Genomic DNA, 24,827 nt, shown 5'->3' with positions numbered 1-24,827 from the left:
GGCGGGATCCTGCTGTCTGCGTCACCACCGTAGCCGCCCGTTCCCGATCAGGTCATCACAACGAGTGATGACACTCCCACGCCCGGCCCCCGTTCCGCAGGCCCTACGCTTGACAGTCGATGCATCCCCCCGGGCAGGAGTGAAATGGCCGTCAATCTGGTCAATGTCGAGAACGTCAGCAAGGTGTACGGGACGCGTGCGCTGCTCGACGGGGTGTCGCTCGGCGTGTCCGAAGGGGACCGGATCGGGGTCGTCGGGCGCAACGGGGACGGCAAGACGACGCTGATCAGGATGCTGGCCAAGGCGGAGGAGGCCGACTCCGGGCGGGTCACGCACGCGGGCGGGCTGCGGCTCGGCGTGCTCACGCAGCATGACTCGCTGGACCCGGAGGCGACCGTGCGGCACGAGGTCATCGGGGACCTCGCCGACCACGAGTGGGCGGGCAACGCGAAGATCCGCGACGTGCTGACCGGGCTGTTCGGCGGGCTCGACCTGCCGGGCTTCCCCAAGGGCCTGGACACCGTGATCGCCCCGCTCTCCGGCGGTGAGCGCCGCCGGATCGCGCTGGCCAAGCTGCTCATCGAGGAGCAGGACCTGCTCGTCCTGGACGAGCCCACCAACCACCTCGACGTCGAGGGCATCGCCTGGCTCGCCGCCCATCTGCGCGAGCGCCGCTCCGCGCTGGTCTGCGTCACCCACGACCGCTGGTTCCTCGACCAGGTCTGCACCCGCATGTGGGACGTGCAGCGCGGCGCCGTCTACGAGTACGAGGGCGGCTACTCCGACTACGTCTTCGCGCGCGCCGAGCGCGAGCGCATCGCCGCCACCGAGGAGACCAAGCGGCAGAACCTGGTCCGCAAGGAGCTGGCCTGGCTGCGCCGCGGCGCCCCCGCCCGTACGTCCAAGCCGCGCTTCCGGGTGGAGGCCGCCAACGAGCTGATCAAGGACGTGCCGCCGCCGCGCGACAGCAGCGAACTGATGAAGTTCGCGTCGTCCCGGCTGGGCAAGTCCGTCTTCGACCTGGAGGACGTGACGATCCAGGCCGGGCCCAAGGTGCTCCTCGAACACGTCACCTGGCAGCTCGGCCCCGGCGACCGCATCGGCCTGGTCGGTGTCAACGGCGCGGGCAAGACGTCCCTGCTGCGGGCCATGGAGCGGGCGGCGCGCACCGAGGGCGACGTGCAGCCCGCGGGCGGCCGGATCGCCGTCGGCCGGACCGTCAAGCTGGCCTACCTCTCCCAGGAGGTCGCCGAACTCGACCCCTCCTGGCGGGTGCTGGAGGCCGTGCAGCAGGTGCGCGAGCGCGTCGACCTCGGCAAGGGCCGGGAGATGACCGCCGGACAGCTGTGCGAGACGTTCGGCTTCGGCAAGGAGAAGCAGTGGACGCCGGTCGGCGACCTGTCCGGCGGTGAGCGGCGCCGGCTGCAACTGCTGCGCCTGCTCATGGACGAGCCCAACGTCCTCTTCCTCGACGAGCCCACCAACGACCTCGACATCGAGACCCTGACCCAGCTGGAGGACCTGCTCGACGGCTGGCCCGGCTCGATGATCGTGATCTCCCACGACCGGTTCTTCGTCGAGCGCACCACCGACACGGTGCAGGCGCTGCTGGGCGACGGCACGCTGCGGATGCTGCCGCGCGGCATCGACGAGTACCTGGAGCGGCGCCACCGCATGGAGCAGCAGGCCGCCGTGGCCTCCGCCCCGGCCCCGGTCGCCTCCGCCGCCGCCCCCGAGAAGAGCGCCGCCGAACTGCGCGCCGCGAAGAAGGAACTCCAGAAGATCGAGCGGCAGTTGGACCGCGTCTCCGAGAAGGAGAGCACCCTGCACGCCCGGATCGCGGAGCACGCCACCGACTTCGCGAAGGTGGCCGAACTCGACGCCGAGCTGCGCGATCTGGTGGGGGAGCGCGAGGAACTGGAACTGCGCTGGCTCGAACTCGCCGAGGACGCGTAGCGGGTGTGACGGCGCACGCGCGCCGTGTGAACGGCGCGTGAAGGCGTGCGCGGGCGCGTAACGAGGCCATCACAGGCCGGTTCTCCCTTGGGAACAGGGACGGGTACGACACGGTGGGGTGTCGGCGGCCAGTGATAGAAAGGGCCGTCCGGACCCTGTCCGGACACGTCCGCGTACGACTCTGCGTCCACCACGGATCTCAGGGCGTGGCTAAAAATCAGTGAACGAGGGGGGAACGCGCTGATGGCTCAGCCGCCCAGTCAGCCGCCGCAGGGCGGCTTCGGAGCACCGCCGCCACAGGACGGCGCTTCGCAGCCGCAACCACCGCAGAGCGGCGGGTCCGGCCCCGCGGGCGATCCGCGGCAGGCCACACCCCCGCCTCCGGACCAGCCGCCCCAGCAGCCCCAGCAGCCCGCCGACGCGCCGCAGCTGTCGAAGACCCCGCCGCCCGCCGCCCCGCCGCAGCCGCCGTCCGGCCCGCCCCAGCCCGCTCCCGGCTACGGCTACCCGCAGCCGCCCCAGCCGGGGTACGGCTACCCGCAGCAGCCCGGCCCGTACGGCCAGCCGGGTCCCTACGGCGCCCAGCCCGGCCCCTACAACGCCCCCACCGTGCCCGCTGCCCCTGCGGCCGGACCGTACGGGCCGCCGCAGCAGCCGGGCCCCTACGGGCAGCAGCCGGGGTACGGCTATCCGCCGCCGCAGTTCCCCGGAGGGCCCGGCACCCCGCCGCCCGGCGGTGGCTCCCGCAACCCCTTCAAGGGCAGGCCCGCGGTGATCATCGGTGCCGCGGTGGCCGCGCTGCTCGTGGTCGGCGGCACCGTGTGGGCCGTCACCGGCGGCGGAGATGGTGACGGCGGCAAGAAGCCGGTCGCGGACAAGAGCGGCGACGCCAAGGCGTCGGGCTCGGCCGGCCCCGCGTCCGATGCCCCGGTCAACCCGGGCGACGGCGAGGGCGACGGCGACGGCAAGGACTCCAGCGACCTCAACGCCGGCCGCAAGGCGGGCGAGGCCCGGGTGCTCTGGTACAAGGAGGCCCCGGACGCCCCCAACGGCGGCGCCGAGGCCCCCGGCATGTGGATCACCGGCAAGGCGGCGGTGAAGGCGGCGTACAAGCAGGTCTTCGCGTACAACGTCGGCGACGGCAACCCCACCTGGGCCCCGGTCACCTTCCCGCAGAAGATCTGCGCGGTGACCGAGCAGAAGACGGCCGACGACAAGGCCGTCATCGCGTACATGAGCGGCAGCAGCGACCGCGCCAAGTGCAACCAGCTCCAGCAGCTCGACCTCAACACCGGCAAGCTGGGCTGGAAGGCGCAGATCGGCGACGGCGCCCTGTTCGACAGCGCGCTCACCATCGAGCTGTCCGTCACCGGCAAGACGCTGATGGTCGGCCGCTCGCAGTCGGGCGTCGCGTACAACGTGGACACCGGCGCCAAGATGTACGAGAAGACGAAGTACGGCGAGGCGTGCTTCCCGACCGCTTTCGCGGGCGGCCCGAAGCTGGTCTCGGTCGCCTCCTGCGGGGCGGGCGGCGCCAACGCCCACGACGAGGTGCAGGAGCTCGACCCGGCCACCGGCAAGGCCAGGTGGACGCGGAAGATCCCCAAGGGCTGGACGGTCCAGCGGACCTACTCCGTCGATCCGCTCGTCCTGTACTCGACCGACGAGGACAAGAAGCACTGGAACCTCTCGACCCTGAACAACGACGGGTCGGTGCGCTCGCAGGCCGATGTGAAGGGGACCTTCGCGCCCGAGTGCGGCTGGGCCATCCTCAACCGCGAACTCCAGGGCTGCCAGGGCGTGGCGGCCGACGCCGACACCCTCTACCTGCCCACCAAGGCGACCACCGGGCCCAACGAGGTCGTCGCGGTCAACCTCTCCACCGGCAAGGAGAAGTGGCGGGTCAAGTCCCCCTCGGACACCACGATGCTGCCGGTCAGGGCGGAGAACGGACAGCTCGTCGCGTACGTCGAGCCGTCCTACGACCAGGGCGGCCGGGTCGTGTCCCTGCCGACCGCCGGCACCACCCACACTCCGGTCACGCTGCTCCAGAACCCGCAGGGCACCGCGGAGATCGAGAACGGCTTCTTCTCCCGTGACATCGACTGGGTCGACGGCCGGTTCTACCTCTCCACCACCCGCCTGAACGGCAGCGACAAGGCCAAGGAGAAGCTGATGCTCGCCTTCGCCAAGTAGGCCGGCGCCGCACCGCCCGGCACGCCGTCCGCGTGCCGGGCGCCGTTCCGGTGCCGTCCTCCTTGCCCCCGTCGTCCCCTGTCGTCCAGAGGTGCATCCGCTCATGACCCAGCCGCCGCCCCCGCCGCCCCAGCAGCCGCCGCACCAGGGCGGGTTCGGCCCGCCCCCCGGCGGGCAGCCCCAGGACCAGCAGCCCGAGCAGCCGGGCGTCCCGCCGCAGTCGCCCCCGCAGTCGCCCGCGCAGCCGGCGCCCGGTTTCGGCGCTCCGCAGACGCCCCCGCCCACCGCGCCCGGTTTCGGCGCCCCGCAGACGCCCCCGCCCGCCGGCCCGCCGCAGTCCCCGCCCGGGTACGGCTACCCGCAGGCGCCCCAGCCGCCGCAGCAGCCCCAGCCCCCGGCGGGCTACGGCTACCCCGGCCAGCCGTCGGCCCCGACGCCCGCCCCGAACACGTACGGCGCACCGCAGCCCGGCTACGGGTACGGTCGGCCGGGGCAGCCCACCCAGCCCGGCTACGGATACCCCGGCCAGCCGCCCGCCGTGACGCAGCCGCAGACCGCGGTGCCCGGCGGCGGCGCGGGCGGCGGGAGGAACAAGCAGCTGCTGATCGTCGTGGCGGCCGTCGCCGCCATCGCGCTGATCGTCGGCGGCGGCGTCTGGTACGCCAAGTCCGGTGACGGCGACGGCAAGCAGGACACCGCGTCCAGCGGCGGCACCACCGGCGGCGGCGACGCGGGCGGCAAGTCCGGCACCGGCACCGGCGGCACCTCGGCCGGCGGCAAGGAGAAGGCCCCCGCCGACACCGCGGCCAAGGTCCTCTACCAGGTGCCGATGCCGGTCGTCACCGACACGGCCGCCACCACCGGCTCCTGGCTCACCGACAAGGTGTACGCCAAGTCCGGGTTCGGCGACATCACCGGCTACGACCCGGCCAAGGGCACCAAGCTGTGGTCGCTGAAGCTGCCGGGCCCGGTCTGCCAGACGACCCGCCACATCACGGCGGACGGCAGGACGGCGATCCTGTACGAGCCGGCCATGCCGACCAAGGCCAAGCCCTCGCACGGCTGCAGCCAGCTCGCGGTGATCGACCTCACGGCCGGCAAGAAGCTGTGGACCCGCGAGGTCAAGTCCGGCGACCAGTCGGTCAACCTCAGCAACGTGACCATCGGCGGCGGCACCGTCGCCGTCGGCAGCACCAACGGCGGCGCCGCCTTCACCGTCGCCGACGGCAAGCCCCTGTGGTCCCCCAAGCCGGACGACACCTGCTACGACGCCGGTTACGGCGGCGGCGACAAGCTGGTCGCGGTGCGCAAGTGCGGCACCTACGGCCAGCGCCAGCTGCACATCCAGAGCATCGACCCGGCCTCGGGCAAGGTCCTCTCCGACTACAAGCTGGCGCAGGGCATCGAGTACGCGGGCATCGTCTCCACCGACCCGCTCGTCGTCGCGGCCGACCTCGGCGGCGACCACGGCATCTCGGACTTCTTCGCCCTCGACGGCGCCACCGGCAAGCTGCGCTCGCACATCACCGCGCCCGGCGACCAGTACGGCGGGCGCTGCGACGCCATCAGCCGGATCGAGTACTGCTCGGGCATGGTGGTCGGCAACGACCGGCTCTACCTGGGGACCGAGCAGCACGCGGGCAGCGGCGACCACGGCCAGACCAACGAGATCGTCGCGTTCGACCTGGCCACCGGGCGCCAGACCGGCCAGCGCGCGGACGCGGGCGACGGCTACCAGATCTACCCGCTGCGCATGGACGGCGGCGCCCTGCTCGCCTACAAGCGCCCGCCCTACGACAAGGGCGGCCAGGTGGTGAGCATCGACGGCAACAGCTTCAAGGAGACCGTCCTGCTGGAGAACCCGGCCGACCGGGACGTGCGGTCCGCGGAGACCGCCATGTCCCCGGACTACGCGGAGATCCTCTACGGCCAGGGCCGTCTGTACATGTCGGCGGTCTACGCCCACAAGCCGCGTTCGTCGGCCTACGGCAAGGAGTACCTGGCGCTCGTCTTCGGCACGTCCGGCTGACCGGCGCCGCCCGCACGGTGCGCGGCCCCGCCCCCGGTGGTTCGGGGGGCGGGGCCGCGCGCGTACCGGGCCGCGCTCCGGGGGCGCTTCCGCGCGCCGGGTGTTTTCGGCGATCCGGGGCACTTCTCGCCGGTAGGGGCAGCGCGGTACGGGGCGAGCGTGTAGCTTCCGGGGGGAACTGGGGGGTTGCCGATGGGAGCGCGGCTCATGGTGGTCGACGACCACCGACTGCTCGCCGAGGCGCTGGCCTCGGCGCTGAAGCTGCGGGGGCACCGGGTGCTGGCCGCGGCGGCGCCCGCGGCGGGCGCGGCGGAGCTGGTCATCAGCCGTGCTCCGGAGGTGTGCCTGCTGGGTACGGCGGCACCGGCCGAGCCGGGCGCGTTCGACCCCGTCGTGCGGATCAAGCAGGAGCGCCCGCAGGTGGCGGTGGTGGTGCTGGGCCCCGTCCCCTCGCCCCGGGGCATCGCTGCGGCCTTCGCCGCCGGCGCCTCGGGCTATGTCCGGCACGACGAGCGGATAGAGGGCGTCGAGCGGGCGATCACCAAGGCGCGCGCCGGTGAGGCGGCGGTGGCGCCGCAACTGCTCCAGGGCGCCTTCGCCGATCTGCTGAACCCGGCCGCCCAGCCGGACGACGAGGGGCAGCGGCTGCTGGCGGTCCTCACGCCCCGCGAGGTGGAGGTGCTGGTGCGGGTCGCCGAGGGCGAGGACACCCGGCTGATCGCGGCCGGCATGGGCATCGCCCCGAGCACCGCCCGCACCCATGTGCAGCGCGTGCTGATGAAGCTGGGCGTGGGCTCCCGCCTGGAGGCGGCCGCCCTGGCGGCCCGCACGGGTCTGCTGGACCGCGCGGGCCGCACCTGACCTCGGGGGCCGCACCTGACGTCGGAGTGTCGCCCGGCCGGCCTCAGGGCGTCACTCGGTGCCGGTGTCGTCCGGGTCCTCGGGCGCCGCCACCGGCCGCAGCTTCAGCCAGGCCAGGAAGAACACCCCGAGGACCAGCATCCCGATCCCGGTCCACAGGTTGATGTTGACGCCCTGCGCCTTGTCGATGGCGGCCTGCGAGTCGGTGATGCCGGTGATCGTGACGATGACGCCGTAGAGGACGAACAGGCCGCCGATGATCCGCCGCAGGTCGAAGATGCGCGCGGCGGTCGCTGACCTGCCCTCCAGCTCGGTCACCTCGCGCTGCACGTCGTGCTCGGAGTAGCCGGTGTGCGGGCCGGAGTGCTCGTCCCGGCCGGGGTTGTGGGGCTGTGACATGGTTTCTCCATCCTCCCGCGGTCAGAACGAGAACGGGATGTAGCAGGCGGCGGCGAGGACGACGGCGCCCCAGCCGAGGAGGGCGGGCTTGCGGTACCAGGCCTCGTCGCCGGGGGCGGCCGCCTCGGTCATGCCGGGCGACCTGGTGCCGTAGACGAGTCCTTGCAGCGCCGCCTCCGGCTTGGGCTTCGTGAACAGCGTGACGGCGACCATGACCACCGCGCCGGCCACGAACCCGGCGATGGCCGAGACGAAGTTGGCGCCCTGGTCGGTGGGGATGTCGATGATCCCCTTCTTGTAGATGACGAAGTAGTTGACCATCGCGGCCGTGGTGCCGGCGAGCAGGCCCCAGAAGCCGGACTTCATCGACGCGCGCTTCCAGAACATGCCGACGATGAAGACGACGAACATCGGCACGTTGAAGAAGGAGAACAGCGTCTGGAGGTAGCTCATGATGTTCGAGAACGACGAGGCGAGGAACGCGGTGCCGACCGAGGCGAGCACACCGATGGCGGTGATGAGCCGCCCGAACCGCACGTAGTAGGAGTCCTCGCGGTCCTTGACGACGTACTTGGCCCAGATGTCGGTGGTGAACACGGTGTTGAAGGACGACACGTTGGCCGCCATGCCGGCCATGAAGGCGGCGAGCAGGCCGGTGACCGCGATGCCGAGGACGCCGTTGGGCAGCAGTTCCTGCATCAGGTAGGGGATTGCGTCGTTGTACTGGAGCCCGGAGGCGGAGCTGCCGATGTTCGGGACCAGCGCGGCGGCGACCAGGCCCGGGATCATCACCAGGAAGACGATGAAGATCTTCGGGAACGCGGCGATCAGCGGGGTGCGCTGGGCGGCGGAGAGGTTCTTCGCGGACAGGGCGCGCTGCACCTCGGCGAAGTTGGTCGTCCAGTAGCCGAAGGAGAGGACGAAGCCGAGGCCGAGCACGATGGTCAGCCAGTTGGCGCCGAGCGGGTTGGCGTGGCCGATGCCGGTGCCGCCCCAGGCGGTGGTGAAGTTCTCCCCGTGGGTGGCGTGCAGCTTGTGGGTCAGGCCGTCCCAGCCGCCGACCTTCTTCAGGCTGAGCACCACCAGCGGGATGAGGGCCGCCAGGATCACGAAGAACTGGAGCACCTCGTTGTAGATCGCGGAGGACAGTCCGCCGAGGGTGATGTACGCCAGCACGAAGAAGCCGGCGACCACGATCGCCACCCACTGCGGCCAGCCGAGCAGCGCCTCGACGACGATCGCGAGGGCGTAGAGGTTCACCCCGGCGATCAGGATGGCCGCGAAGGCGAACAGGACCGAACTCAGCAGGTGGGCGCCGCGGTCGAAGCGCAGCAGCAGGAACTCGGGGACCGAGCGCACCTTGGAGCCGTAGTAGAAGGGCATCATCACCAGGCCCAGGAAGACCATGGCCGGGATGGCGCCGATCCAGTACCAGTGCACGGTGTAGGCGCCGTACTGGGCGCTGTTGGCGGCCATGCCGAGGATCTCGGTGGCGGCCAGGTTGGCGGAGATGAACGCGAGGCCGGTGATCCAGGCGGGCAGTGAGCGTCCGGAGAGGAAGAAGTCGAGGCTGGTCCTCACCGAGCGGCGGGCGGCGAGGCCGATGCCGAGGACGACGACGAAGTAGATGCCGAGGATCGTGTAGTCGAGGGCGTTGGTCGGCAGCCGCAGCTCGGCCGCCAGGTACGCGGACGCGCCGGTGGGGGATGTGGGGGTCTGCATGTGAACTCGCTTCGTTGCGCGAACGGATCCAGCGGGGAACCTACGCCTTCGCGTTCAGGAATTGAACACTTTTGTTGGTTGTCTTTGTTTGATCGTGATGTGCGTTCCATGGCGCGTCCCCGGGTGCCGCCGGTAGCCTCCAATGGTTGGTTGTGATGTGTTATGTTTGATTCTGTTGGGTGGGTGATCGAGTGCCGGGCGCGGCCCGGGGCTCGGACGAACAGGGAGTCCGCCAGTGAAGAAGACCTCGACCCGGCTGGCCGACGGTCGTGAGCTGATCTACTACGACCTGCGGGACGACACCGTGCGCGACGCCGTCGACCGGCGCCCGCTGGAGCCGACCGTCACCACCTCCGAGGTCCGCCGGGACCCGCTGCTCGGTGACGCGGTCGCCGTGGCCTCCCACCGCCAGGGCCGCACCTACCACCCGCCGGCCGACGAGTGCCCGCTGTGCCCGACGCGGGGCGAGCAGCTCACCGAGATCCCCGACTCCTCCTACGACGTGGCCGTCTTCGAGAACCGCTTCCCGTCGCTGGCGGGCGACTCGGGCCGCTGCGAGGTCGTCTGCTTCACCTCCGACCACGACTCCTCCTTCGCCGCGCTCACCGAGGAGCAGGCCCGGCTGGTCCTGGACGCCTGGACCGACCGCACCTTGGAGCTGTCCCATCTGCCCTCCGTCGAGCAGGTCTTCTGCTTCGAGAACCGCGGCGCCGAGATCGGTGTGACGCTCGGTCACCCGCACGGCCAGATCTACGCCTACCCCTTCACCACCCCGCGCACCGCGCTGATGCTGCGCTCGCTGGCCGCCCACAAGGACGCCACCGGCGGGGAGAACCTCTTCGACGCGGTCCTCGCCCGCGAACTGGCCGGTGAGCGCGTCGTCCTGGAGACCGCGCACTGGGCGGCCTTCGTGCCCTACGCCGCGCACTGGCCCTACGAGGTGCACCTCTACCCCAAGCGCCGCGTCCCCGACCTGCTCGGCCTGGACGAGGCCGCGCGCACAGAGTTCCCCCAGGTCTATCTGGAACTGTTGCGGCGCTTCGACCGGATCTTCGACGCAGGGGAGGGTGGGGAAGGCACCGCGGGCGGGCCGCCGACGCCGTACATCGCGGCCTGGCACCAGGCGCCGTTCGGCGCGCTGGAGGAGTTCGACGGGGTGGTCCGCGAGGACTTCGCCCTGCACCTGGAGCTTTTCACCATCCGCCGCACGTCCGGCAAGCTGAAGTTCCTCGCGGGCTCCGAGTCCGGCATGGACGTCTTCATCAACGACGTGCCTCCGGAGCGCGCGGCCCAGCGACTGCGAGAGGTAGCGAGTTGATGAGCGGGAAGTACCTGGTCACGGGTGGGGCGGGTTACGTCGGGAGCGTGGTCGCCCAGCACCTGCTGGAGGCCGGCCACGAGGTCGTCGTCCTCGACAACCTCTCCACGGGCTTTCGCGCGGGCGTGCCCGCCGGAGCCGCCTTCGCCGAGGGCGACATCCGCGACGCCGCCAAGTGGCTCGACCCCTCCTTCGACGCGGTGCTGCACTTCGCCGCGTTCTCACAGGTCGGCGAGTCGGTGGTGAAGCCGGAGAAGTACTGGGACAACAACGTCGGCGGCACCATGGCGCTGCTCGCCGCGATGCGCGAGGCCGGGGTGCGCAAGCTGGTCTTCTCCTCGACCGCCGCGACCTACGGCGAGCCGGAGCGCACGCCGATCGTCGAGACCGCCCCGACGAAGCCCACCAACCCCTACGGCGCCTCGAAGCTCGCCGTCGACCACATGATCACCGGCGAGGCGGCGGCGCACGGCCTGGGCGCGGTCTCCCTGCGCTACTTCAACGTGGCCGGCGCCTACGGCGCGTACGGCGAGCGCCACGCGCCCGAGTCGCACCTCATCCCGCTGGTCCTCCAGGTCGCCCAGGGCCGCCGCGAGGCGATCAGCGTCTTCGGCGACGACTACCCGACCCCGGACGGCACCTGCGTACGCGACTACATCCACGTCGCCGACCTGGCCGAGGCCCATCTGCTCGCGCTGGACGCCGCCACCGCGGGCGAGCACCTGATCTGCAACCTGGGCAACGGCAACGGCTTCTCCGTCCGCGAGGTCGTCGAGACCGTCCGCCGGGTCACCGGCCACCCGATCCCCGAGGCCGTGGCCCCGCGCCGGGCCGGCGACCCGGCGGTGCTCGTCGCCTCGGCCGCCGCCGCCCGCGACCGGCTCGGCTGGAACCCGTCCCGCGCGGACCTCGCGGGGATCGTCGCGGACGCCTGGCGCTTCGCGCAGCACATCGCAAGGGAGCAGTAGTGGGGGCACAGCAGGTTCGGGACGGGTTCGCCGAGCTGTACGGCACCGCGCCCGAGGGAGTGTGGGCGGCCCCCGGCCGCGTCAACCTCATCGGTGAGCACACCGACTACAACGACGGCTTCGTGATGCCGTTCGCCCTGCCGCACGTCACGCTCGCCGCCGTCGCCCGCCGCGACGACGGCGTGCTGCGGCTGCACTCGGCGGACGTGCCCGGCGGCCCCGTCGAACTGCGCGTCGCCGACCTGGCGCCCGGCACCGACGACGGCTGGACGGCGTACCCGGCGGGCGTCGTCTGGGCGCTGCGCGAGGCCGGCCACCCGCTGCCCGGCGCCGATGTGCACCTGACGTCGACGGTGCCCTCCGGCGCGGGCCTGTCCTCCTCGGCCGCCCTGGAGGTGGTCGTCGCCCTCGCCCTGAACGACCTGTACGCGCTGGGCCTGAAGGGCTGGCAGCTGGCCCGCCTGTGCCAGCGCGCGGAGAACGTCTACGTCGGCGCGCCCACCGGCATCATGGACCAGACGGCGTCGGCCTGCTGCGAGGAGGGCCACGCGCTCTTCCTCGACACCCGCGACCTGTCGCAGCGCCAGGTCCCCTTCGACCTGGCCCGCGAGGGGCTGCGCCTGCTGGTCGTCGACACCCGCGTCAAGCACGCCCACAGCGACGGCGAGTACGGCAAGCGCCGGGCCGGCTGCGAGAAGGGCGCGGCCCTGCTCGGCGTCGACGCCCTGCGGGACGTGCCCCACGACGGCCTGGACGCGGCGCTCGCACAGCTCGGCGACGAGGAGGAGATCCGCCGCCTGGTCCGCCATGTGGTGACCGAGGACGCCCGGGTGGAGCGCGTCATCTCGCTCCTGTCGTCGTCCGCCGGGGCGCGCGCGATCGGCCCGGTCCTGACCGAGGGCCACGCCTCCCTGCGCGACGACTTCCGCATCTCCTGCCCGGAGCTGGACCTGGTCGTCGACACGGCCCTCGCCGCGGGCGCGCTGGGCGCCCGGATGACCGGCGGCGGCTTCGGCGGCTCCGCGATCGTCCTCGCCGAGGAGGGCGCCGTGGCCGCGCTCACCGAGGCCGTCGAGGCGGCCTTCGCCGAGGGCGGATTCACCGCGCCGCGCGTCTTCGAGGCGGTGCCGTCGGCGGGGGCGCGACGGCTGCTCTGACCGGGGGGCACCAGGGTCTTTCGTCCGGGTCGGGGCACGCGCGCCCGGCATGATCCGAACGAGGGCCTAAGATCGGCCGGTCCCCGTCCCGAGGAGTCCCGCCGGTGTCCACCGCCCCGCCCGTGCCCGCCCCGCCCACCGCGCTGCGCTCGGCGCGCCTGCTGGCCCGCACCGAGGACGGCGAGCGGCTGCACGCGCTGGTGTGGCGGGCGGGCCCGGGGTGGCGGATGATCAGCAGCGCGGTGCTCGGCGGCGGCATCGGCGAGCGCGACTGGGTCCTCAACGCCCAGGTGGCCCACGGCTACCGGCGCACCGACCCGGAACGCCACCTGGCCGAGCTGGCGGCCGGGGCCGGTCTGACCGGGGCGGGTGTCGGCCTGATGACGGCGGCCGACGTCACCCGGCACGCCCGCGCCGAGGACGGCGGGGCGCAGGCGGTCGTCACCGCGGGCATCAGCGTCCGCGGCTGGGCCGCTGCCCCGGCACAGGCCGCTGCCCCGGCACAGGCCGCCGCCGTCCCCGCCCAGCCGGGCACGATCAACATCGTCGTCGCCGTCCCCGCCGCCCTGACCGACGCCGCCCTGGTCAACGCGGCCACCACCGCCACCGAGGCCAAGGTCCAGGCCCTCCTGGAGGCCGGCCACGCCTGCACCGGCACCCCCACCGACGCCGTCTGCGTGGCCGCCCGCCTGCCCGCCCCCGCCGAACCCCCGCACGCCTTCGCCGGACCCCGCTCCCTCTGGGGCGCCCGGCTGGCCCGAGCGGTCCACCGGGCGGTGGGGGAGGCGCTGGCGCACGCGTGATACCCGCACCACGGGGCGGCCCGCTCAGCGCAGCGGTTTCACCAGCGTGTACTCCGTGATGCCCGGCGGATAGTCGGGCAGGGCGCAGATCACCTTGTAGCCGTGGCGGCGGTAGAAGCCGGGGGCCTGGAAGTCCCAGGTCTCCAGGCGGGCGGCGCAGCAGTCGCGCTGGTCGCGGGCGATGCGTTCGGCGCGCCGCAGCAGGTGGGAACCGAGGCCCGCGCCGCGGTGGCGGTCGTCGACCCACAGGTAGGTGATGTGCAGCCAGGTCGCCCAGGTGTGCCCGACCAGGCCGCCGGCCAGGGCGCCGGACTCGTCCATGGCCCACAGGTGCAGCGGGAGTTCGTGGGCGGTGGGGGAGGTGCGCAGGGCGGCCAGCATGGACGAGGCGGCCGTGTTCGCGTCGCGGAGGCGGGAGCGGAGCAGATCGCGGCGCTCTTTGTCTACTTCTGCCTCAATACGAAACATGCGGCACACCCTAGACGCGCCCGCCGGTCAGTTCTGCGAATTGGCTTCCCCTCCCGGTCTCCGTCCGTACGCTGAGAAGCGGTACCGGTGGGGGCCGGCGCCGATCAGGGGGCGAGACAGCCGGGTACGACGCCCGACGTGGGGGTAGCACTTCCGCATGGCGGCGGCCGTGCGGATCCCGCGGCCCCGGGCGTCGTGCCCGCGCGGCCGCCCCCGGACACGGCCGGCCGTCGTCCTCGATGACGGAGATCCCCTGCTCTCCAGGAGCGTGGGGAAGGGGGTTCCAGTGGTTCGTGTACGCGTCCTGGTCGTCGACGACCACCGCATCTTCGCCGAGTCCCTGGCCGCGGCCCTGGCCGCCGAGCCGGACGTCGACGTCTCGGCGGCCGGGTCCGGACCGGCGGCCCTGCGCTGCCTGGAGCGGGCCGCCGCCGAGGGCCGCCGCTACGACGTGCTGCTCGTCGACGCGGACCTGGGCGGCAAGGTGCCCGGCGGCCGGGCCGCCGTCCCCGTCCAGGAGGCCAACGCGGACGGCCTGGTGGACGGCATCTCCCTGGTGGCCGGGGTGCGCGCCGCCCAGTCCGGCGTACGGACCGTGGTCCTCGCCGAGAAGGACGACCCGCGCCGGGCCGCGCTGGCCCTCCAGGCGGGCGCCTGCGGCTGGGTCGCCAAGGACTGCTCGCTGTCCCGGCTGCTCACCGTCATCCGCGGGGTGCTGCGCGACGAGACGCATCTGCCGCCCGCGCTGCTGACCGGTGTCCTGCGCGAGCTGACCGCCGCCCGCAAGCACCGCACCGAGAGCGAACGGCTGGTGGAGTCGCTGACCCCGCGCGAGCGGGAGGTGCTGCGCTGCATGGTCGCCGGGCTCGGGCGCAAGGCGGTCGCCGAGCGGCTGTTCCTCTCCCCGCACACCGTGCGCACCCATATGCAGAACGTCCTGGGCAAGCTCGGTGTGCACTCCACGCTGGCCGCGGTCGCCCTCGCCCGCAGGGCCGGCGTGGGTCCGGCGGAGCCGGCTCCCGCCCGCCGGGAGCTAGCCGGGGATGTTGTCGAACGGGGCGGTCAACTGGCGTAGCAGGGAGGCCAGTTCGTCGCGCTGCGCGGCGGACAGCTCGCCGAGGATGGCCCGCTCCTGGTCCAGCAGGCCGGACAGCGACCGGTCGGCGCGGTCCCGGCCGTTCTCCGTGAGCCGGACCAGCACGCCCCGCCGGTCACTGGGGTCGGGCAGCCGCTCGACCAGGCCCTTCTTGGCCAGCCGGTCGATGCGGTTCGTCATCGTGCCCGAGGTGACCAGGGTCTGCGTCAGCAGCTGTCCGGGCGAGAGCTGGTACGGCGCGCCCGCGCGGCGCAGCGCGGTCAGCACGTCGAACTCCCAGGGCTCCAGGCTGTGCTCGGAGAAGGCCAGCCGCCGGGCCCGGTCCAGATGCCGGGCCAGCCGGCTCACCCGGCTGAGCACCTCCAGCGGTTCCACGTCGAGGTCCGGGCGCTCCCGGCGCCACGCTGCGACCAGCCGATCGACCTCGTCCTCCATGCGATCAGTGTAGTGGTTGTGTCGACGTGAAGTCTCTTGATATCAACTATCTTGGCATCGAGAGAAATTTCGGCGGTGCCGAGGAACACCGAGGAACGCCAGGACCGAGGACCAGGACGATCGCCTCAAGGAGGCCCCATGCCCGCGCCCGACCGCACCCAGGACAGCAGCAGCCCCACCTGGGACCCCGCCCAGTACCTGCGCCACGCCGGGCACCGCGCCCGCCCCTTCACCGACCTGCTCGCCCGGATCCCCGGCCTGCCCTCGGACCCGCCCCGCATCGCCGACCTCGGCTGCGGCCCCGGCAACGTCACCGTGCTGCTCACCGGCCGCTGGCCCACCGCCCGCATCACGGGGTACGACAACTCGCCCGAGATGCTGGACCGGGCCACCGTGGAGCACGCGGGCCCCACCTCCGGCGGCGGCCGGCTCGACTTCCTCCCCGCCGACGCCCGCACCTGGACGCCCGGCGAGCCCTGCGACCTGATCGTCAGCAACGCCACCCTCCAGTGGGTGCCGGGGCACACCGCCCGGTTCGCCGACTGGATCGCGGCGCTCCGGCCCGGCGGCACCTTCGCCTTCCAGGTCCCCGGCAACTTCTCCGCCCCCAGCCACCGGCTGATGCGCGCCCTCGCCCACTCGGCCCGCTGGCGCGGCCGGCTCGGCGACATCCTGCGCCACGACGACGCCGTGGACACGCCCGGCGCGTACCTGGAGCGGCTGAGCGGCCTCGGCTGCGCGGCGGACGTCTGGGAGACGACGTACCTGCATCTGCTGCCCGGCGAGGATCCGGTGCTGGACTGGGTGAAGGGCACCGGGCTGCGGCCCGTGCTCACCGCGCTCGCCGACGACCCGGAGGCCCGCGAGGCGTTCCTCGCCGAGTACCGGGCCGCGCTGCGCGAGGCGTACCCGGCCGGGCCGCACGGCACCCCGTTCCCCTTCCGGCGCGTCTTCGCCGTCGCCGTCAAGGAGGGCTGAGCGGTGCTCGCCGCGATCGACCACGTCCAGCTCGCCGCCCCGCCGGGGTCCGAGCCCGTGCTGCGGGCCTACTACGCCGGTGTCCTCGGCATGACCGAGACTCCCAAGCCGCCGGTCCTGGCCGCCCGCGGCGGCTGCTGGTTCCGGGCCGGGGCAGTCCGGCTCCATCTGGGCGTCGAGGCGGACTTCCGGCCCGCGCGCAAGGCCCACCCCGGCCTGCGGGTCATGGACCTCGACGCCTGCGCCGCCCGCCTGACCGCCCACGGCGCCCCGGTCACCTGGGACGACACCCTCCCGGGCCACCGCCGCTTCTACTCCGAGGACCCGGTGGGCAACCGGCTGGAGTTCCTGGAGTCGGCCGGTTGATCTCGGGAAGGGGTGCGCTCCGGGCGCTCCCGCCGTCGTGCGTGCGCATCGTGACGCACGATGACTCCCGCGGTCCATTCCCTCACTCGGCGGAGTGATCTCAGCTCTTGCGGTGCCCTATCAGCCGCGGCTTGGGCTCCAGGCCGTCCAGGCCGTGCCAGGCCAGGTTCACCAGGTGGGCGGCGACCTCCGCCTTCTTGGGGCGGCGCACGTCCAGCCACCACTGGCCGGTCAGGGCGACCATGCCGACCAGCGCCTGGGCGTACAGCGGGGCCAGCTTCGGGTCGAAGCCGCGGGACTTGAACTCGCGGCCCAGGATGTCCTCCACCTGGGTGGCGATGTCGGAGATCAGGGAGGCGAAGGTGCCCGTGGACTGGGGGATGGGCGAGTCGCGGACGAGGATGCGGAAGCCGTCCGTGTACTCCTCGATGTAGTCCAGGAGGGCGAAGGCCGCCTGCTCGCACAGCTCCCGCGGATGGCCGGCCGTCAGCGACCCGGTCACCATGTCCAGCAGCCGCCGCATCTCGCGGTCCACGACCACCGCGTACAGCCCCTCCTTGCCGCCGAAGTGCTCGTACACCACCGGCTTGGACACCCCGGCCTTCGCCGCGATCTCCTCCACCGACGTGCCCTCGAAGCCCTTCGCCGCGAACAGGGTGCGACCGATCTCCAGCAACTGCTGGCGGCGCTCGGCACCGGTCATCCGGGTGCGACGCGCACGTCGCGGCTTGTCGTTGCTGGGGGTGCTGGAGTCGGTCGCCACGGCGTCAATCATGCAGCCTCGGCGGATTCCTTCCGGCGCCGGGAGCCGCCTTCCTCCGTGTTGCGCCGCGAATCGATACGCGAGCGTGACGGCCAGCGCACGTCGTAGGCCCAGCCCAGCTTCTCGAACCAGCGGATGATCCGCGCCGAGGAGTCGAGCTGCCCGCGCTCCACGCCGTGCCGGGCGGAGGTCGGGTCGGCGTGGTGCAGGTTGTGCCAGGACTCGCCGCAGGACAGGATCGCCAGCCACCACACGTTGCCCGAGCGGTCGCGCGACTTGAACGGGCGCTTGCCGACCGCGTGGCAGATGGAGTTGATCGACCAGGTCACGTGGTGCAGCAGCGCCACCCGCACGAGTGAACCCCAGAAGAACGCGGTGAACGCGCCCCACCAGGACATCGTCACCAGACCGCCGATCAGCGGCGGCAGCAGCAGCGAGGTGAGCGTCCACAGCACGAACTGGCGCGAGACCGCCCGCAGCGCCGGATCCTTGACCAGATCCGGCGCGTACTTCTCCTGCGGGGTCTGCTCCTCGTCGAACATCCAGCCGACATGGGCCCACCACAGGCCCTTCATCAGCGCCGGGACCGTCTCCCCGTACCGCCACGGCGAATGCGGGTCGCCCTCGTGGTCGGAGAACTTGTGGTGCCTGCGGTGGTCGGCCACCCAGCGCACCAGCGGCCCCTCCACCGCCATCGACCCGGCGACGGCCAGCGCGATCTTCAACGGGCGCTTCGCCTTGAAGGAGCCGTGCGTGAAGTGCCGGTGGAAGCCGATCGTGATGCCGTGGCAGCCGAGGAAGTAGAAGAAGACCAGCAGACCGAGGTCCAGCCAGCTCACCCCCCACCCCCAGGCCAGCGGCACCGCCGCGAGCAGCGCCAGGAACGGGACGGTGATGAAGAGCAGCAGCGTGATCTGCTCGATCGAACGCTTCTGCTCGCCGCCCAGGGTGGCGGAGGGCAGCGCGCCGACGGCCGCTTCCGGGGCGTCGTCGATCACGTCGGAGGAGCTTGAGGTCATGGGCGTCCCCTGTGGGGTCGAGGGTTCAGACAGGTGCGGCGGGCTCCGGAACCTTCCAGCTCCCTACGGTTCCGTAACCTACGGCGACGTAAGTATGGCAGTGCGTCGCCGCGCGGCAAGAGCCCCTGGCCTGCGCGTCCCACCCGGCACCTAGACTGAAGCCCGGTCGGACAGCGCGGTCCGCTGAAGAAGATTCCTTCCCGGATGCCCGGCCCGTATGCGGCACCCGCCGCGCGGCACCCGTCCGGGTCCCCTCTCAGAAGAGCCCACCCGTCGCCCACCACCGCCCCTCCAGCGAGTCGCTGGCGCGACGTACTCCGGATTACTGCAAGGAGCCGCACCTGTGAGCAGTGCCGACGACCAGACGACGACCAGCAGCGAGCTGCGCGCCGACATCCGCCGACTGGGTGACCTCCTGGGGGAGACCCTGGTGAGGCAGGAAGGTCCCGAACTCCTGGACCTGGTGGAGAAGGTGCGCCGCCTCACCCGGGAGGACGGCGAAGCAGCGGCCGAACTGCTGCGCGGCACCGAACTGGAGACCGCGGCCAAGCTGGTCCGCGCCTTCTCCACCTACTTCCACCTCGCCAACGTCACCGAACAGGTCCACCGCGGCCGCGAGCTGCGCGCCCGCCGCGCCGCCGAGGGCGGCCTGCTGGCCCGCACCGCAGACCAGCTCAAGGACGCCGACCCCGAGCACCTGCGCCAGACGGTCCGGCACCTCAACGTCCGCCCGGTGTTCACCGCGCACCCCACCGAGGCGGCCCGCCGCTCCGTCCTGAACAAGCTCCGCCGCATCGGCGCCCTCCTGGAGACCCCGGTCGTCGAGTCCGACCGCCGCCGCCTGGACACCCGCCTCGCCGAGAACATCGACCTCGTCTGGCAGACCGACGAACTGCGCGTCGTACGCCCCGAACCCACCGACGAGGCCCGCAACGCCATCTACTACCTGGACGAGCTGCACGCCGGCGCCGTCGGCGACGTCCTGGAGGACCTGACCGCCGAACTGGAGCGCGTCGGCGTCAGACTCCCCGACGAGACCCGCCCCCTCAGCTTCGGCACCTGGATCGGCGGCGACCGCGACGGCAACCCCAACGTCACCCCGGCCGTCACCTGGGACGTGCTGATCCTCCAGCACGAGCACGGCATCAACGACGCCCTCGACACCATCGACGAGCTGCGCGCCTTCCTGTCCAACTCCATCCGCTACAGCGGCGCCACCGAGGAACTCCTGCGCTCCCTCGACACGGACCTGGAGAACCTGCCCGAGATCAGCCCCCGCTACAAGCGGCTCAACGCCGAGGAGCCCTACCGGCTCAAGGCCACCTGCATCCGGCAGAAGCTCGTCAACACCAAGGAGCGCCTGGCCAAGGGCACCCCGCACCAGGCCGGCCACGACTACCTGGGCACCGCCGAGCTCCTCGCCGACCTGCGGCTGATCCAGGACTCGCTGCGCGAGCACCGCGGCGGCCTGTTCGCCGACGGCCGCCTGGCCCGCACCATCCGCACCCTGGCCGCCTTCGGCCTCCAGCTCGCCACCATGGACGTGCGCGAGCACGCCGACGCCCACCACCACGCGCTCGGCCAGCTCTTCGACCGGCTCGGCGAGGAGTCCTGGCGCTACGCCGACATGCCCCGCGAGTACCGCACCAAGCTGCTCGCCAAGGAACTCCGCTCGCGCCGGCCGCTCGCCCCGACGCCCGCCCCCGTCGACGAGGCCGGCGCGAAGACGCTCGGCGTGTTCGAGACGGTCAAGCGGGCCCTGGACGTCTTCGGGCCCGAGGTCGTCGAGTCGTACATCATCTCCATGTGCCAGGGCGCCGACGACGTCTTCGCCGCCGCCGTCCTCGCCCGCGAGGCCGGACTGCTCGACCTGCACGCAGGCTGGGCCAAGATCGGCATCGTGCCGCTGCTGGAGACCACCGACGAGCTGAAGGCCGCCGACACCATCCTGGAGGACATGCTCTCCGACCCGTCCTACCGGCGCCTGGTCGCGCTGCGCGGGGACGTCCAGGAGGTCATGCTCGGCTACTCCGACTCCTCCAAGTTCGGCGGCATCACCACCTCCCAGTGGGAGATCCACCGCGCCCAGCGCCGACTGCGCGACGTCGCCCACCGCTACGGCGTGCGGCTGCGCCTCTTCCACGGCCGCGGCGGCACCGTCGGCCGCGGCGGCGGCCCCACCCACGACGCCATCCTCGCCCAGCCCTGGGGCACCCTGGAGGGCGAGATCAAGGTGACCGAGCAGGGCGAGGTCATCTCCGACAAGTACCTCATCCCCTCCCTGGCCCGGGAGAACCTGGAACTGACGGTCGCCGCCAGCCTCCAGGCGTCCGCCCTGCACACCGCGCCCCGCCAGTCCGGCGAGGCGCTGGCCCGCTGGGACGCGGCCATGGACATCGTCTCCGACGCCGCCCACGCCGCCTACCGCAGGCTGGTGGAGGACCCCGACCTGCCCGCGTACTTCTTCGCCTCCACCCCGGTCGACCAGCTCGCCGACCTGCACATCGGCTCCCGGCCCTCGCGCCGCCCCGACTCCGGCGCCGGACTCGACGGGCTGCGCGCCATCCCGTGGGTGTTCGGCTGGACCCAGTCGCGGCAGATCGTCCCCGGCTGGTTCGGGGTCGGCTCCGGCCTCAGGGCGCTGCGCGAGGCGGGCGTACGGCAGGAGGGCGAGACCGTGCTGGAGGAGATGCACGAGCGCTGGCACTTCTTCCGCAACTTCATCTCCAACGTCGAGATGACGCTCGCCAAGACCGACCTGCGCATCGCCGGGCACTACGTCGACACGCTCGTCCCCGACCACCTCAAGCACGTCTTCGAGGCCATCCAGGCGGAGCACGAGCTGACCGTCGCCGAGGTGCTGCGCATCACCGGCGAGAGCGAACTCCTGGACGCCGAGCCGGTCCTGAAGCAGACCTTCGCCATCCGCGACGCCTATCTGGACCCGATCTCCTACCTCCAGGTCGCCCTGCTCAAGCGGCAGCGCGACGCGGTGGCGGCGGAGCAGGAGGCCGACCCGCTGCTCTCGCGGGCGCTGCTGCTGACCGTCAACGGAGTCGCGGCCGGCCTGCGCAACACCGGCTGAGCGGCACACACGCGACGGCGCCCCCGGTTCACACGGACCGGGGGCGCCGCCGTACGCCTCACAACGCGACGAACGCCGCCGTCAGCAGCGCGATCCCCGCTCCCGCCAGCACCCAGGCCGCCCGCACCCGGCGCAGCCCGCCGGCCACCACCACTGAGGCCAGCAGTAGCGCGCCGCCCAGCGGCGCCCACGCGTACAGGATCCCGGCCGGTCCCGCCCGCAGCACCTCGTCCGTGCCCGGCTTCACCACGACGCTGTACGTCCGTCCCCTGCGCACCGCCACCGTGTGCGCGATCTCCACCCGGCCGCGCGCCGCCGACCCCGCCGAGACCGGCGTGTACGGGCCGCTGCACGTGTCGCCGCCGCACCGCGTCACCTCGACCGACCCGTGCTCGCGGCCCTTGGTGAGCATCACGTACGGCGCGGTGCTCCACGACGCCCACACCCCGGCGACCAGGATCAGCACCGCGACCGTCCCCATCGCGGCCACCCGCCCGAACCGCAGCGCGGCCCGGGAGGCCCGGCGGGCCTGGCGGGAGGCACGGGCCTGACGGGAATTCGGGGCGCTGGCGGCGGCAGGCATGGCCGGGATCATTGGCCATGCTCCTACGACCGGTCAACTCCGGGGCGTGCGGCGGCCGGACAAGTCAGGAGTTGTACGCGCTCTGCGCCCGCTCCAGGCCCTCGGCCAGCAGGCACTCCACCGCGTCCGCCGTACGGTCCACGAAGTAGTCCAGCTCCTTGCGCTCCGCGGACGAGAAGTCCTTCAGCACATAGTCGGCCACCTGCATCCGGCCCGGCGGACGCCCGATCCCGAACCGCACCCGGTGGTAGTCGGCGCCCATCGCCTTCGTCATCGACTTCAGGCCGTTGTGCCCGTTGTCGCCGCCGCCCAGCTTCAGCCGCAGCGTGCCGTAGTCGATGTCCAGCTCGTCGTGGACCGCCACGACATTGCCGAGCGGCACCTTGTAGAAGTCCCGCAGGGCGTTCACCGGACCGCCCGACAGGTTCATGTACGACATCGGCTTCACCAGCACGACACGACGGCTGTCCGGTCCGGGCGCGCCGATCCGGCCCTCGACCACCTGCGCCTGCGCCTTGCTCGCCCGCTTGAACCGGCCCCCGATGCGGCCGGCCAGCAGATCCACCGTCATGAAGCCGACGTTGTGCCGGTTCATGGCGTACTCCGGTCCGGGATTGCCGAGGCCCACGATCAGCCAGGGCGCGCTCGCGGAAGTCGCCGGGGTGGTCACGTCCATCTCTCCTTGGTATGCGTCGGCCGCCGCCCCACGAGGGAAGCGGCGGCCGGCGAACTGCGCGGGGGGTGAGGATCAGGCCTCGGCGGCCTCTTCGCCCTCGCCGCCCTCGGCGGCCTCCTCGGCCTGCGCGGCCAGGACCTGGAGGACGACCGCGTCGTCCTCGACGGCCAGGGTCACACCGCTGGGCAGGGTGATGTCCTTGGCGAGCACGGAGGCACCGGCCTCCAGGCCCTCGACGGACACGGTGACCTGCTCGGGGATGTGCGTGGCCTCGGCCTCGACCGGCAGCGACGCCAGGACGTGCTCCAGCAGGTTGCCGCCGGCGGCCAGCTCACCCTCGGTGTGCACGGGGATCTCGACGTTGACCTTCTCGCCGCGCTTGACCAGCAGCAGGTCGACGTGCTCCAGGAAGCCCTTCAGCGGGTCGCGCTGCACCGCCTTCGGGATCGCCAGCTCGTTGGACTTGCCGTCGATGTCCAGCGAGATCAGGACGTTCGACGTACGCAGGGCGAGCAGCAGCTCGTGGCCCGGAAGCGTCAGGTGCAGCGGGTCGGTGCCGTGGCCGTACAGGACGCCGGGGACCTTGTTCTCGCGGCGGACGCGGCGGGCGGCACCCTTGCCGAACTCGCTGCGGGTCTCGGCGGAGATCTTCACCTCGGACATGCTCTTCACTCCTCGTAGAACTATGGGGATGGTGGTCACCCGGCCACACGAACGGCCTGCTACGAAGAGCGCGTCGATAACGGACCGCCGTATCCGTCCGAGAACGGCTACGGCCTCCCTCGCCGAGCAACTGGTGCAGTCTACTCGGCGAGGGAGGCCGAACCCAAAACGATCTCCGGCGATCTCCGGTGATCTCCGGCGGTCCCCGCTGATCCGCTCGGGCGCCGGAATGATCGTTACTGCTCGTCGAAGAGACTCGTCACCGAACCGTCCTGGAACACCTCGCGCACCGCGCTCGCGATGGTCGGCGCGATCGACAGCACCGTGATCTTGTCCAGCTCCAGCTCGCTCGCCGTCGGCAGCGTGTTCGTGAACACGAACTCGCTCACCTTCGAGTTCTTCAGCCGGTCGGCCGCCGGACCCGACAGCACACCGTGCGTCGCCGTCACGATGACGTCCTCGGCACCGTGCGCGAACAGCGCGTCCGCCGCCGCGCAGATGGTGCCGCCGGTGTCGATCATGTCGTCGACCAGCACACAGATACGGCCCTTCACATCACCGACGACCTCGTGCACCGTGACCTGGTTCGCCACGTCCTTGTCCCGGCGCTTGTGCACGATCGCCAGCGGCGCGCCGAGGCGGTCGCACCAGCGGTCCGCCACCCGCACCCGGCCGGCGTCCGGCGAGACCACGGTCAGCTTGTCGCGGTCCACCTTGGCGCCCACGTAGTCCGCCAGCAACGGCAGCGCGAACAGGTGGTCCACCGGGCCGTCGAAGAAGCCCTGGATCTGGTCCGTGTGCAGATCGACCGTGAGGATCCGGTCCGCACCGGCCGTCTTCATCAGATCCGCCACCAGACGCGCCGAGATCGGTTCACGCCCGCGGTGCTTCTTGTCCTGCCGCGCGTAACCGTAGAACGGCACGATGACCGTGATCGAACGGGCCGACGCACGCTTCAACGCGTCGATCATGATCAGCTGCTCCATGATCCACTTGTTGATCGGAGCGGTGTGGCTCTGGATCAGGAAGCAGTCCGCGCCGCGGGCCGACTCCTGATAGCGGACGTAGATCTCACCGTTGGCGAAATCGAACGCCTTCGTCGGGACGACCCCGACACCCAGCTCGTGGGCGATTTCCTCGGCAAGCTCGGGGTGGGCGCGGCCGGAGAAGAACATCATCTTCTTCTCGCCGGTCGTCTTGATCCCGGTCACAGCACTGTCTCCTCAGAGGGTGTACGCAGCTGGATGTCGAGAAGACCTCGTCAACCGTGTCAACCGTGCGCGAGA

At 72.1% G+C, this 24,827-nt stretch carries 22 protein-coding genes; 12 read left to right on the top strand and 10 right to left on the bottom strand.

Annotation, left to right across the window (positions count from 1 at the left end):
• Nucleotides 1–144: 144 nt before the first annotated feature.
• The 4 genes from A8713_RS12805 (at nucleotide 145) to A8713_RS12790 (ending at nucleotide 7,042) form a co-directional block, all read left to right on the top strand.
• Complete coding sequence (locus tag A8713_RS12805; RefSeq protein ID WP_064533587.1) at nucleotides 145–1,956, top strand: ABC-F family ATP-binding cassette domain-containing protein; 1,812 nt, start codon at nucleotides 145–147, stop codon at nucleotides 1,954–1,956.
• A 243-nt stretch (nucleotides 1,957–2,199) separates the two neighbouring features.
• The gene (locus A8713_RS12800) at nucleotides 2,200–4,152 is read left to right on the top strand and encodes an outer membrane protein assembly factor BamB family protein (RefSeq protein ID WP_079158935.1); all 1,953 of its coding nucleotides are present in this window, start codon (nucleotides 2,200–2,202) and stop codon (nucleotides 4,150–4,152) included.
• A 103-nt stretch (nucleotides 4,153–4,255) separates the two neighbouring features.
• Nucleotides 4,256–6,181 (top strand): outer membrane protein assembly factor BamB family protein, encoded by a 1,926-nt coding sequence (locus A8713_RS12795; RefSeq protein ID WP_064533585.1) that lies wholly within the window; start codon nucleotides 4,256–4,258, stop codon nucleotides 6,179–6,181.
• Between the two features lie 192 nt (nucleotides 6,182–6,373).
• Entirely contained in the window at nucleotides 6,374–7,042 is a 669-nt protein-coding gene (locus A8713_RS12790) for a helix-turn-helix transcriptional regulator (protein WP_064533583.1), read from the top strand.
• Nucleotides 7,043–7,093: 51 nt separating this feature from the next.
• Here the strand turns inward: A8713_RS12790 and A8713_RS12785 are convergent, their stop codons facing one another.
• Together A8713_RS12785 and A8713_RS12780 are read right to left on the bottom strand one after the other, a co-directional pair.
• Entirely contained in the window at nucleotides 7,094–7,441 is a 348-nt protein-coding gene (locus A8713_RS12785; protein ID WP_064533581.1) for a hypothetical protein, read from the bottom strand.
• A gap of 21 nt (nucleotides 7,442–7,462) precedes the next feature.
• Nucleotides 7,463–9,163, bottom strand: a complete 1,701-nt coding sequence (locus A8713_RS12780) for a sodium:solute symporter family protein (protein ID WP_064533579.1) — start codon at nucleotides 9,161–9,163, stop codon at nucleotides 7,463–7,465.
• Nucleotides 9,164–9,398: 235 nt separating this feature from the next.
• Here A8713_RS12780 and galT point away from each other — a divergent pair, with 235 nt between their 5' ends.
• The 4 genes from galT (at nucleotide 9,399) to A8713_RS12760 (ending at nucleotide 13,409) form a co-directional block, all read left to right on the top strand.
• Nucleotides 9,399–10,481, top strand: a complete 1,083-nt coding sequence (galT, locus tag A8713_RS12775; RefSeq protein ID WP_064533578.1) for a galactose-1-phosphate uridylyltransferase — start codon at nucleotides 9,399–9,401, stop codon at nucleotides 10,479–10,481.
• The gene (galE, locus tag A8713_RS12770) at nucleotides 10,481–11,449 is read left to right on the top strand and encodes a UDP-glucose 4-epimerase GalE (RefSeq protein WP_064533575.1); all 969 of its coding nucleotides are present in this window, start codon (nucleotides 10,481–10,483) and stop codon (nucleotides 11,447–11,449) included. The genes galT and galE overlap by 1 nt, the downstream gene beginning before the upstream one ends.
• Entirely contained in the window at nucleotides 11,449–12,606 is a 1,158-nt protein-coding gene (gene galK / locus A8713_RS12765) for a galactokinase (protein ID WP_064533573.1), read from the top strand. The genes galE and galK overlap by 1 nt, the downstream gene beginning before the upstream one ends.
• 104 nt (nucleotides 12,607–12,710) lie before the next feature.
• Nucleotides 12,711–13,409 (top strand): adenosylcobinamide amidohydrolase, encoded by a 699-nt coding sequence (locus A8713_RS12760; protein ID WP_064533571.1) that lies wholly within the window; start codon nucleotides 12,711–12,713, stop codon nucleotides 13,407–13,409.
• Nucleotides 13,410–13,433: 24 nt separating this feature from the next.
• Here A8713_RS12760 and A8713_RS12755 read toward each other — a convergent pair whose 3' ends face one another.
• Nucleotides 13,434–13,877, bottom strand: a complete 444-nt coding sequence (locus tag A8713_RS12755; RefSeq protein WP_064533569.1) for a GNAT family N-acetyltransferase — start codon at nucleotides 13,875–13,877, stop codon at nucleotides 13,434–13,436.
• Between the two features lie 286 nt (nucleotides 13,878–14,163).
• Here A8713_RS12755 and A8713_RS12750 point away from each other — a divergent pair, with 286 nt between their 5' ends.
• Nucleotides 14,164–14,952 (top strand): response regulator transcription factor, encoded by a 789-nt coding sequence (locus tag A8713_RS12750; RefSeq protein ID WP_064533567.1) that lies wholly within the window; start codon nucleotides 14,164–14,166, stop codon nucleotides 14,950–14,952.
• Here A8713_RS12750 and A8713_RS12745 read toward each other — a convergent pair.
• Nucleotides 14,911–15,408 carry a MarR family winged helix-turn-helix transcriptional regulator gene (locus A8713_RS12745; protein ID WP_064533565.1) on the bottom strand — a complete coding sequence of 166 codons (498 nt, stop codon included), beginning with the start codon at nucleotides 15,406–15,408 and terminating at the stop codon, nucleotides 14,911–14,913. The two genes, A8713_RS12750 and A8713_RS12745, sit on opposite strands and share 42 nt — an antisense overlap.
• A gap of 138 nt (nucleotides 15,409–15,546) precedes the next feature.
• On the opposite strand from A8713_RS12745, the gene A8713_RS12740 reads away from it, so the two are divergent.
• The gene (locus A8713_RS12740) at nucleotides 15,547–16,386 is read left to right on the top strand and encodes a trans-aconitate 2-methyltransferase (RefSeq protein ID WP_064533562.1); all 840 of its coding nucleotides are present in this window, start codon (nucleotides 15,547–15,549) and stop codon (nucleotides 16,384–16,386) included.
• Between the two features lie 3 nt (nucleotides 16,387–16,389).
• Nucleotides 16,390–16,752: a VOC family protein gene (locus A8713_RS12735; RefSeq protein ID WP_064533560.1), complete on the top strand. Its 363-nt coding sequence runs from the start codon at nucleotides 16,390–16,392 to the stop codon at nucleotides 16,750–16,752.
• Between the two features lie 100 nt (nucleotides 16,753–16,852).
• On the opposite strand, the gene A8713_RS12730 is transcribed toward A8713_RS12735, so the two are convergent.
• The gene (locus tag A8713_RS12730; protein ID WP_064533559.1) at nucleotides 16,853–17,527 is read right to left on the bottom strand and encodes a TetR/AcrR family transcriptional regulator; all 675 of its coding nucleotides are present in this window, start codon (nucleotides 17,525–17,527) and stop codon (nucleotides 16,853–16,855) included.
• Nucleotides 17,524–18,534 carry an acyl-CoA desaturase gene (locus tag A8713_RS12725; RefSeq protein WP_064533557.1) on the bottom strand — a complete coding sequence of 337 codons (1,011 nt, stop codon included), beginning with the start codon at nucleotides 18,532–18,534 and terminating at the stop codon, nucleotides 17,524–17,526. The genes A8713_RS12730 and A8713_RS12725 overlap by 4 nt, the downstream gene beginning before the upstream one ends.
• Nucleotides 18,535–18,877: 343 nt before the next feature.
• On the opposite strand from A8713_RS12725, the gene ppc reads away from it, so the two are divergent.
• Nucleotides 18,878–21,619: a phosphoenolpyruvate carboxylase gene (ppc, locus tag A8713_RS12720; protein ID WP_064533555.1), complete on the top strand. Its 2,742-nt coding sequence runs from the start codon at nucleotides 18,878–18,880 to the stop codon at nucleotides 21,617–21,619.
• Between the two features lie 58 nt (nucleotides 21,620–21,677).
• Here ppc and A8713_RS12715 read toward each other — a convergent pair whose 3' ends face one another.
• The 4 genes from A8713_RS12715 to A8713_RS12700 form a co-directional block, all read right to left on the bottom strand.
• Nucleotides 21,678–22,214: a hypothetical protein gene (locus tag A8713_RS12715; RefSeq protein ID WP_107440628.1), complete on the bottom strand. Its 537-nt coding sequence runs from the start codon at nucleotides 22,212–22,214 to the stop codon at nucleotides 21,678–21,680.
• 52 nt (nucleotides 22,215–22,266) lie between these two features.
• Complete coding sequence (gene pth, locus A8713_RS12710; RefSeq protein ID WP_018566915.1) at nucleotides 22,267–22,878, bottom strand: aminoacyl-tRNA hydrolase; 612 nt, start codon at nucleotides 22,876–22,878, stop codon at nucleotides 22,267–22,269.
• Nucleotides 22,879–22,950: 72 nt separating this feature from the next.
• Nucleotides 22,951–23,541 carry a 50S ribosomal protein L25/general stress protein Ctc gene (locus tag A8713_RS12705; protein WP_064533553.1) on the bottom strand — a complete coding sequence of 197 codons (591 nt, stop codon included), beginning with the start codon at nucleotides 23,539–23,541 and terminating at the stop codon, nucleotides 22,951–22,953.
• A gap of 236 nt (nucleotides 23,542–23,777) precedes the next feature.
• Nucleotides 23,778–24,752: a ribose-phosphate diphosphokinase gene (locus A8713_RS12700; protein WP_064533551.1), complete on the bottom strand. Its 975-nt coding sequence runs from the start codon at nucleotides 24,750–24,752 to the stop codon at nucleotides 23,778–23,780.
• Between the last annotated feature and the right edge of the window lie 75 nt (nucleotides 24,753–24,827).

Origin of the sequence: Streptomyces sp. SAT1 (assembly GCF_001654495.1) — a bacterium.
In the GTDB taxonomy this organism is placed as follows: Bacteria; Actinomycetota; Actinomycetes; order Streptomycetales; family Streptomycetaceae; genus Streptomyces; species Streptomyces andamanensis.
The sequence above is the reverse complement of the archived record's forward strand: the minus strand, read 5'-3'. Positions and strand labels throughout refer to the sequence as shown.

Coding starts and splice junctions, on each gene's coding strand:
- A8713_RS12805 (WP_064533587.1), top strand. CDS start 145: ATGGCCGTCAATCTGGTCAATGTCGAGAACGTCAGCAAGGTGTACGGG.
- A8713_RS12800 (WP_079158935.1), top strand. CDS start 2,200: ATGGCTCAGCCGCCCAGTCAGCCGCCGCAGGGCGGCTTCGGAGCACCG.
- A8713_RS12795 (WP_064533585.1), top strand. CDS start 4,256: ATGACCCAGCCGCCGCCCCCGCCGCCCCAGCAGCCGCCGCACCAGGGC.
- A8713_RS12790 (WP_064533583.1), top strand. CDS start 6,374: ATGGGAGCGCGGCTCATGGTGGTCGACGACCACCGACTGCTCGCCGAG.
- A8713_RS12785 (WP_064533581.1), bottom strand. CDS start 7,441: ATGTCACAGCCCCACAACCCCGGCCGGGACGAGCACTCCGGCCCGCAC.
- A8713_RS12780 (WP_064533579.1), bottom strand. CDS start 9,163: ATGCAGACCCCCACATCCCCCACCGGCGCGTCCGCGTACCTGGCGGCC.
- galE (WP_064533575.1), top strand. CDS start 10,481: ATGAGCGGGAAGTACCTGGTCACGGGTGGGGCGGGTTACGTCGGGAGC.
- A8713_RS12755 (WP_064533569.1), bottom strand. CDS start 13,877: ATGTTTCGTATTGAGGCAGAAGTAGACAAAGAGCGCCGCGATCTGCTC.
- A8713_RS12745 (WP_064533565.1), bottom strand. CDS start 15,408: ATGGAGGACGAGGTCGATCGGCTGGTCGCAGCGTGGCGCCGGGAGCGC.
- A8713_RS12740 (WP_064533562.1), top strand. CDS start 15,547: ATGCCCGCGCCCGACCGCACCCAGGACAGCAGCAGCCCCACCTGGGAC.
- A8713_RS12730 (WP_064533559.1), bottom strand. CDS start 17,527: ATGATTGACGCCGTGGCGACCGACTCCAGCACCCCCAGCAACGACAAG.
- A8713_RS12725 (WP_064533557.1), bottom strand. CDS start 18,534: ATGACCTCAAGCTCCTCCGACGTGATCGACGACGCCCCGGAAGCGGCC.
- A8713_RS12715 (WP_107440628.1), bottom strand. CDS start 22,214: ATGATCCCGGCCATGCCTGCCGCCGCCAGCGCCCCGAATTCCCGTCAG.
- pth (WP_018566915.1), bottom strand. CDS start 22,878: ATGGACGTGACCACCCCGGCGACTTCCGCGAGCGCGCCCTGGCTGATC.
- A8713_RS12705 (WP_064533553.1), bottom strand. CDS start 23,541: ATGTCCGAGGTGAAGATCTCCGCCGAGACCCGCAGCGAGTTCGGCAAG.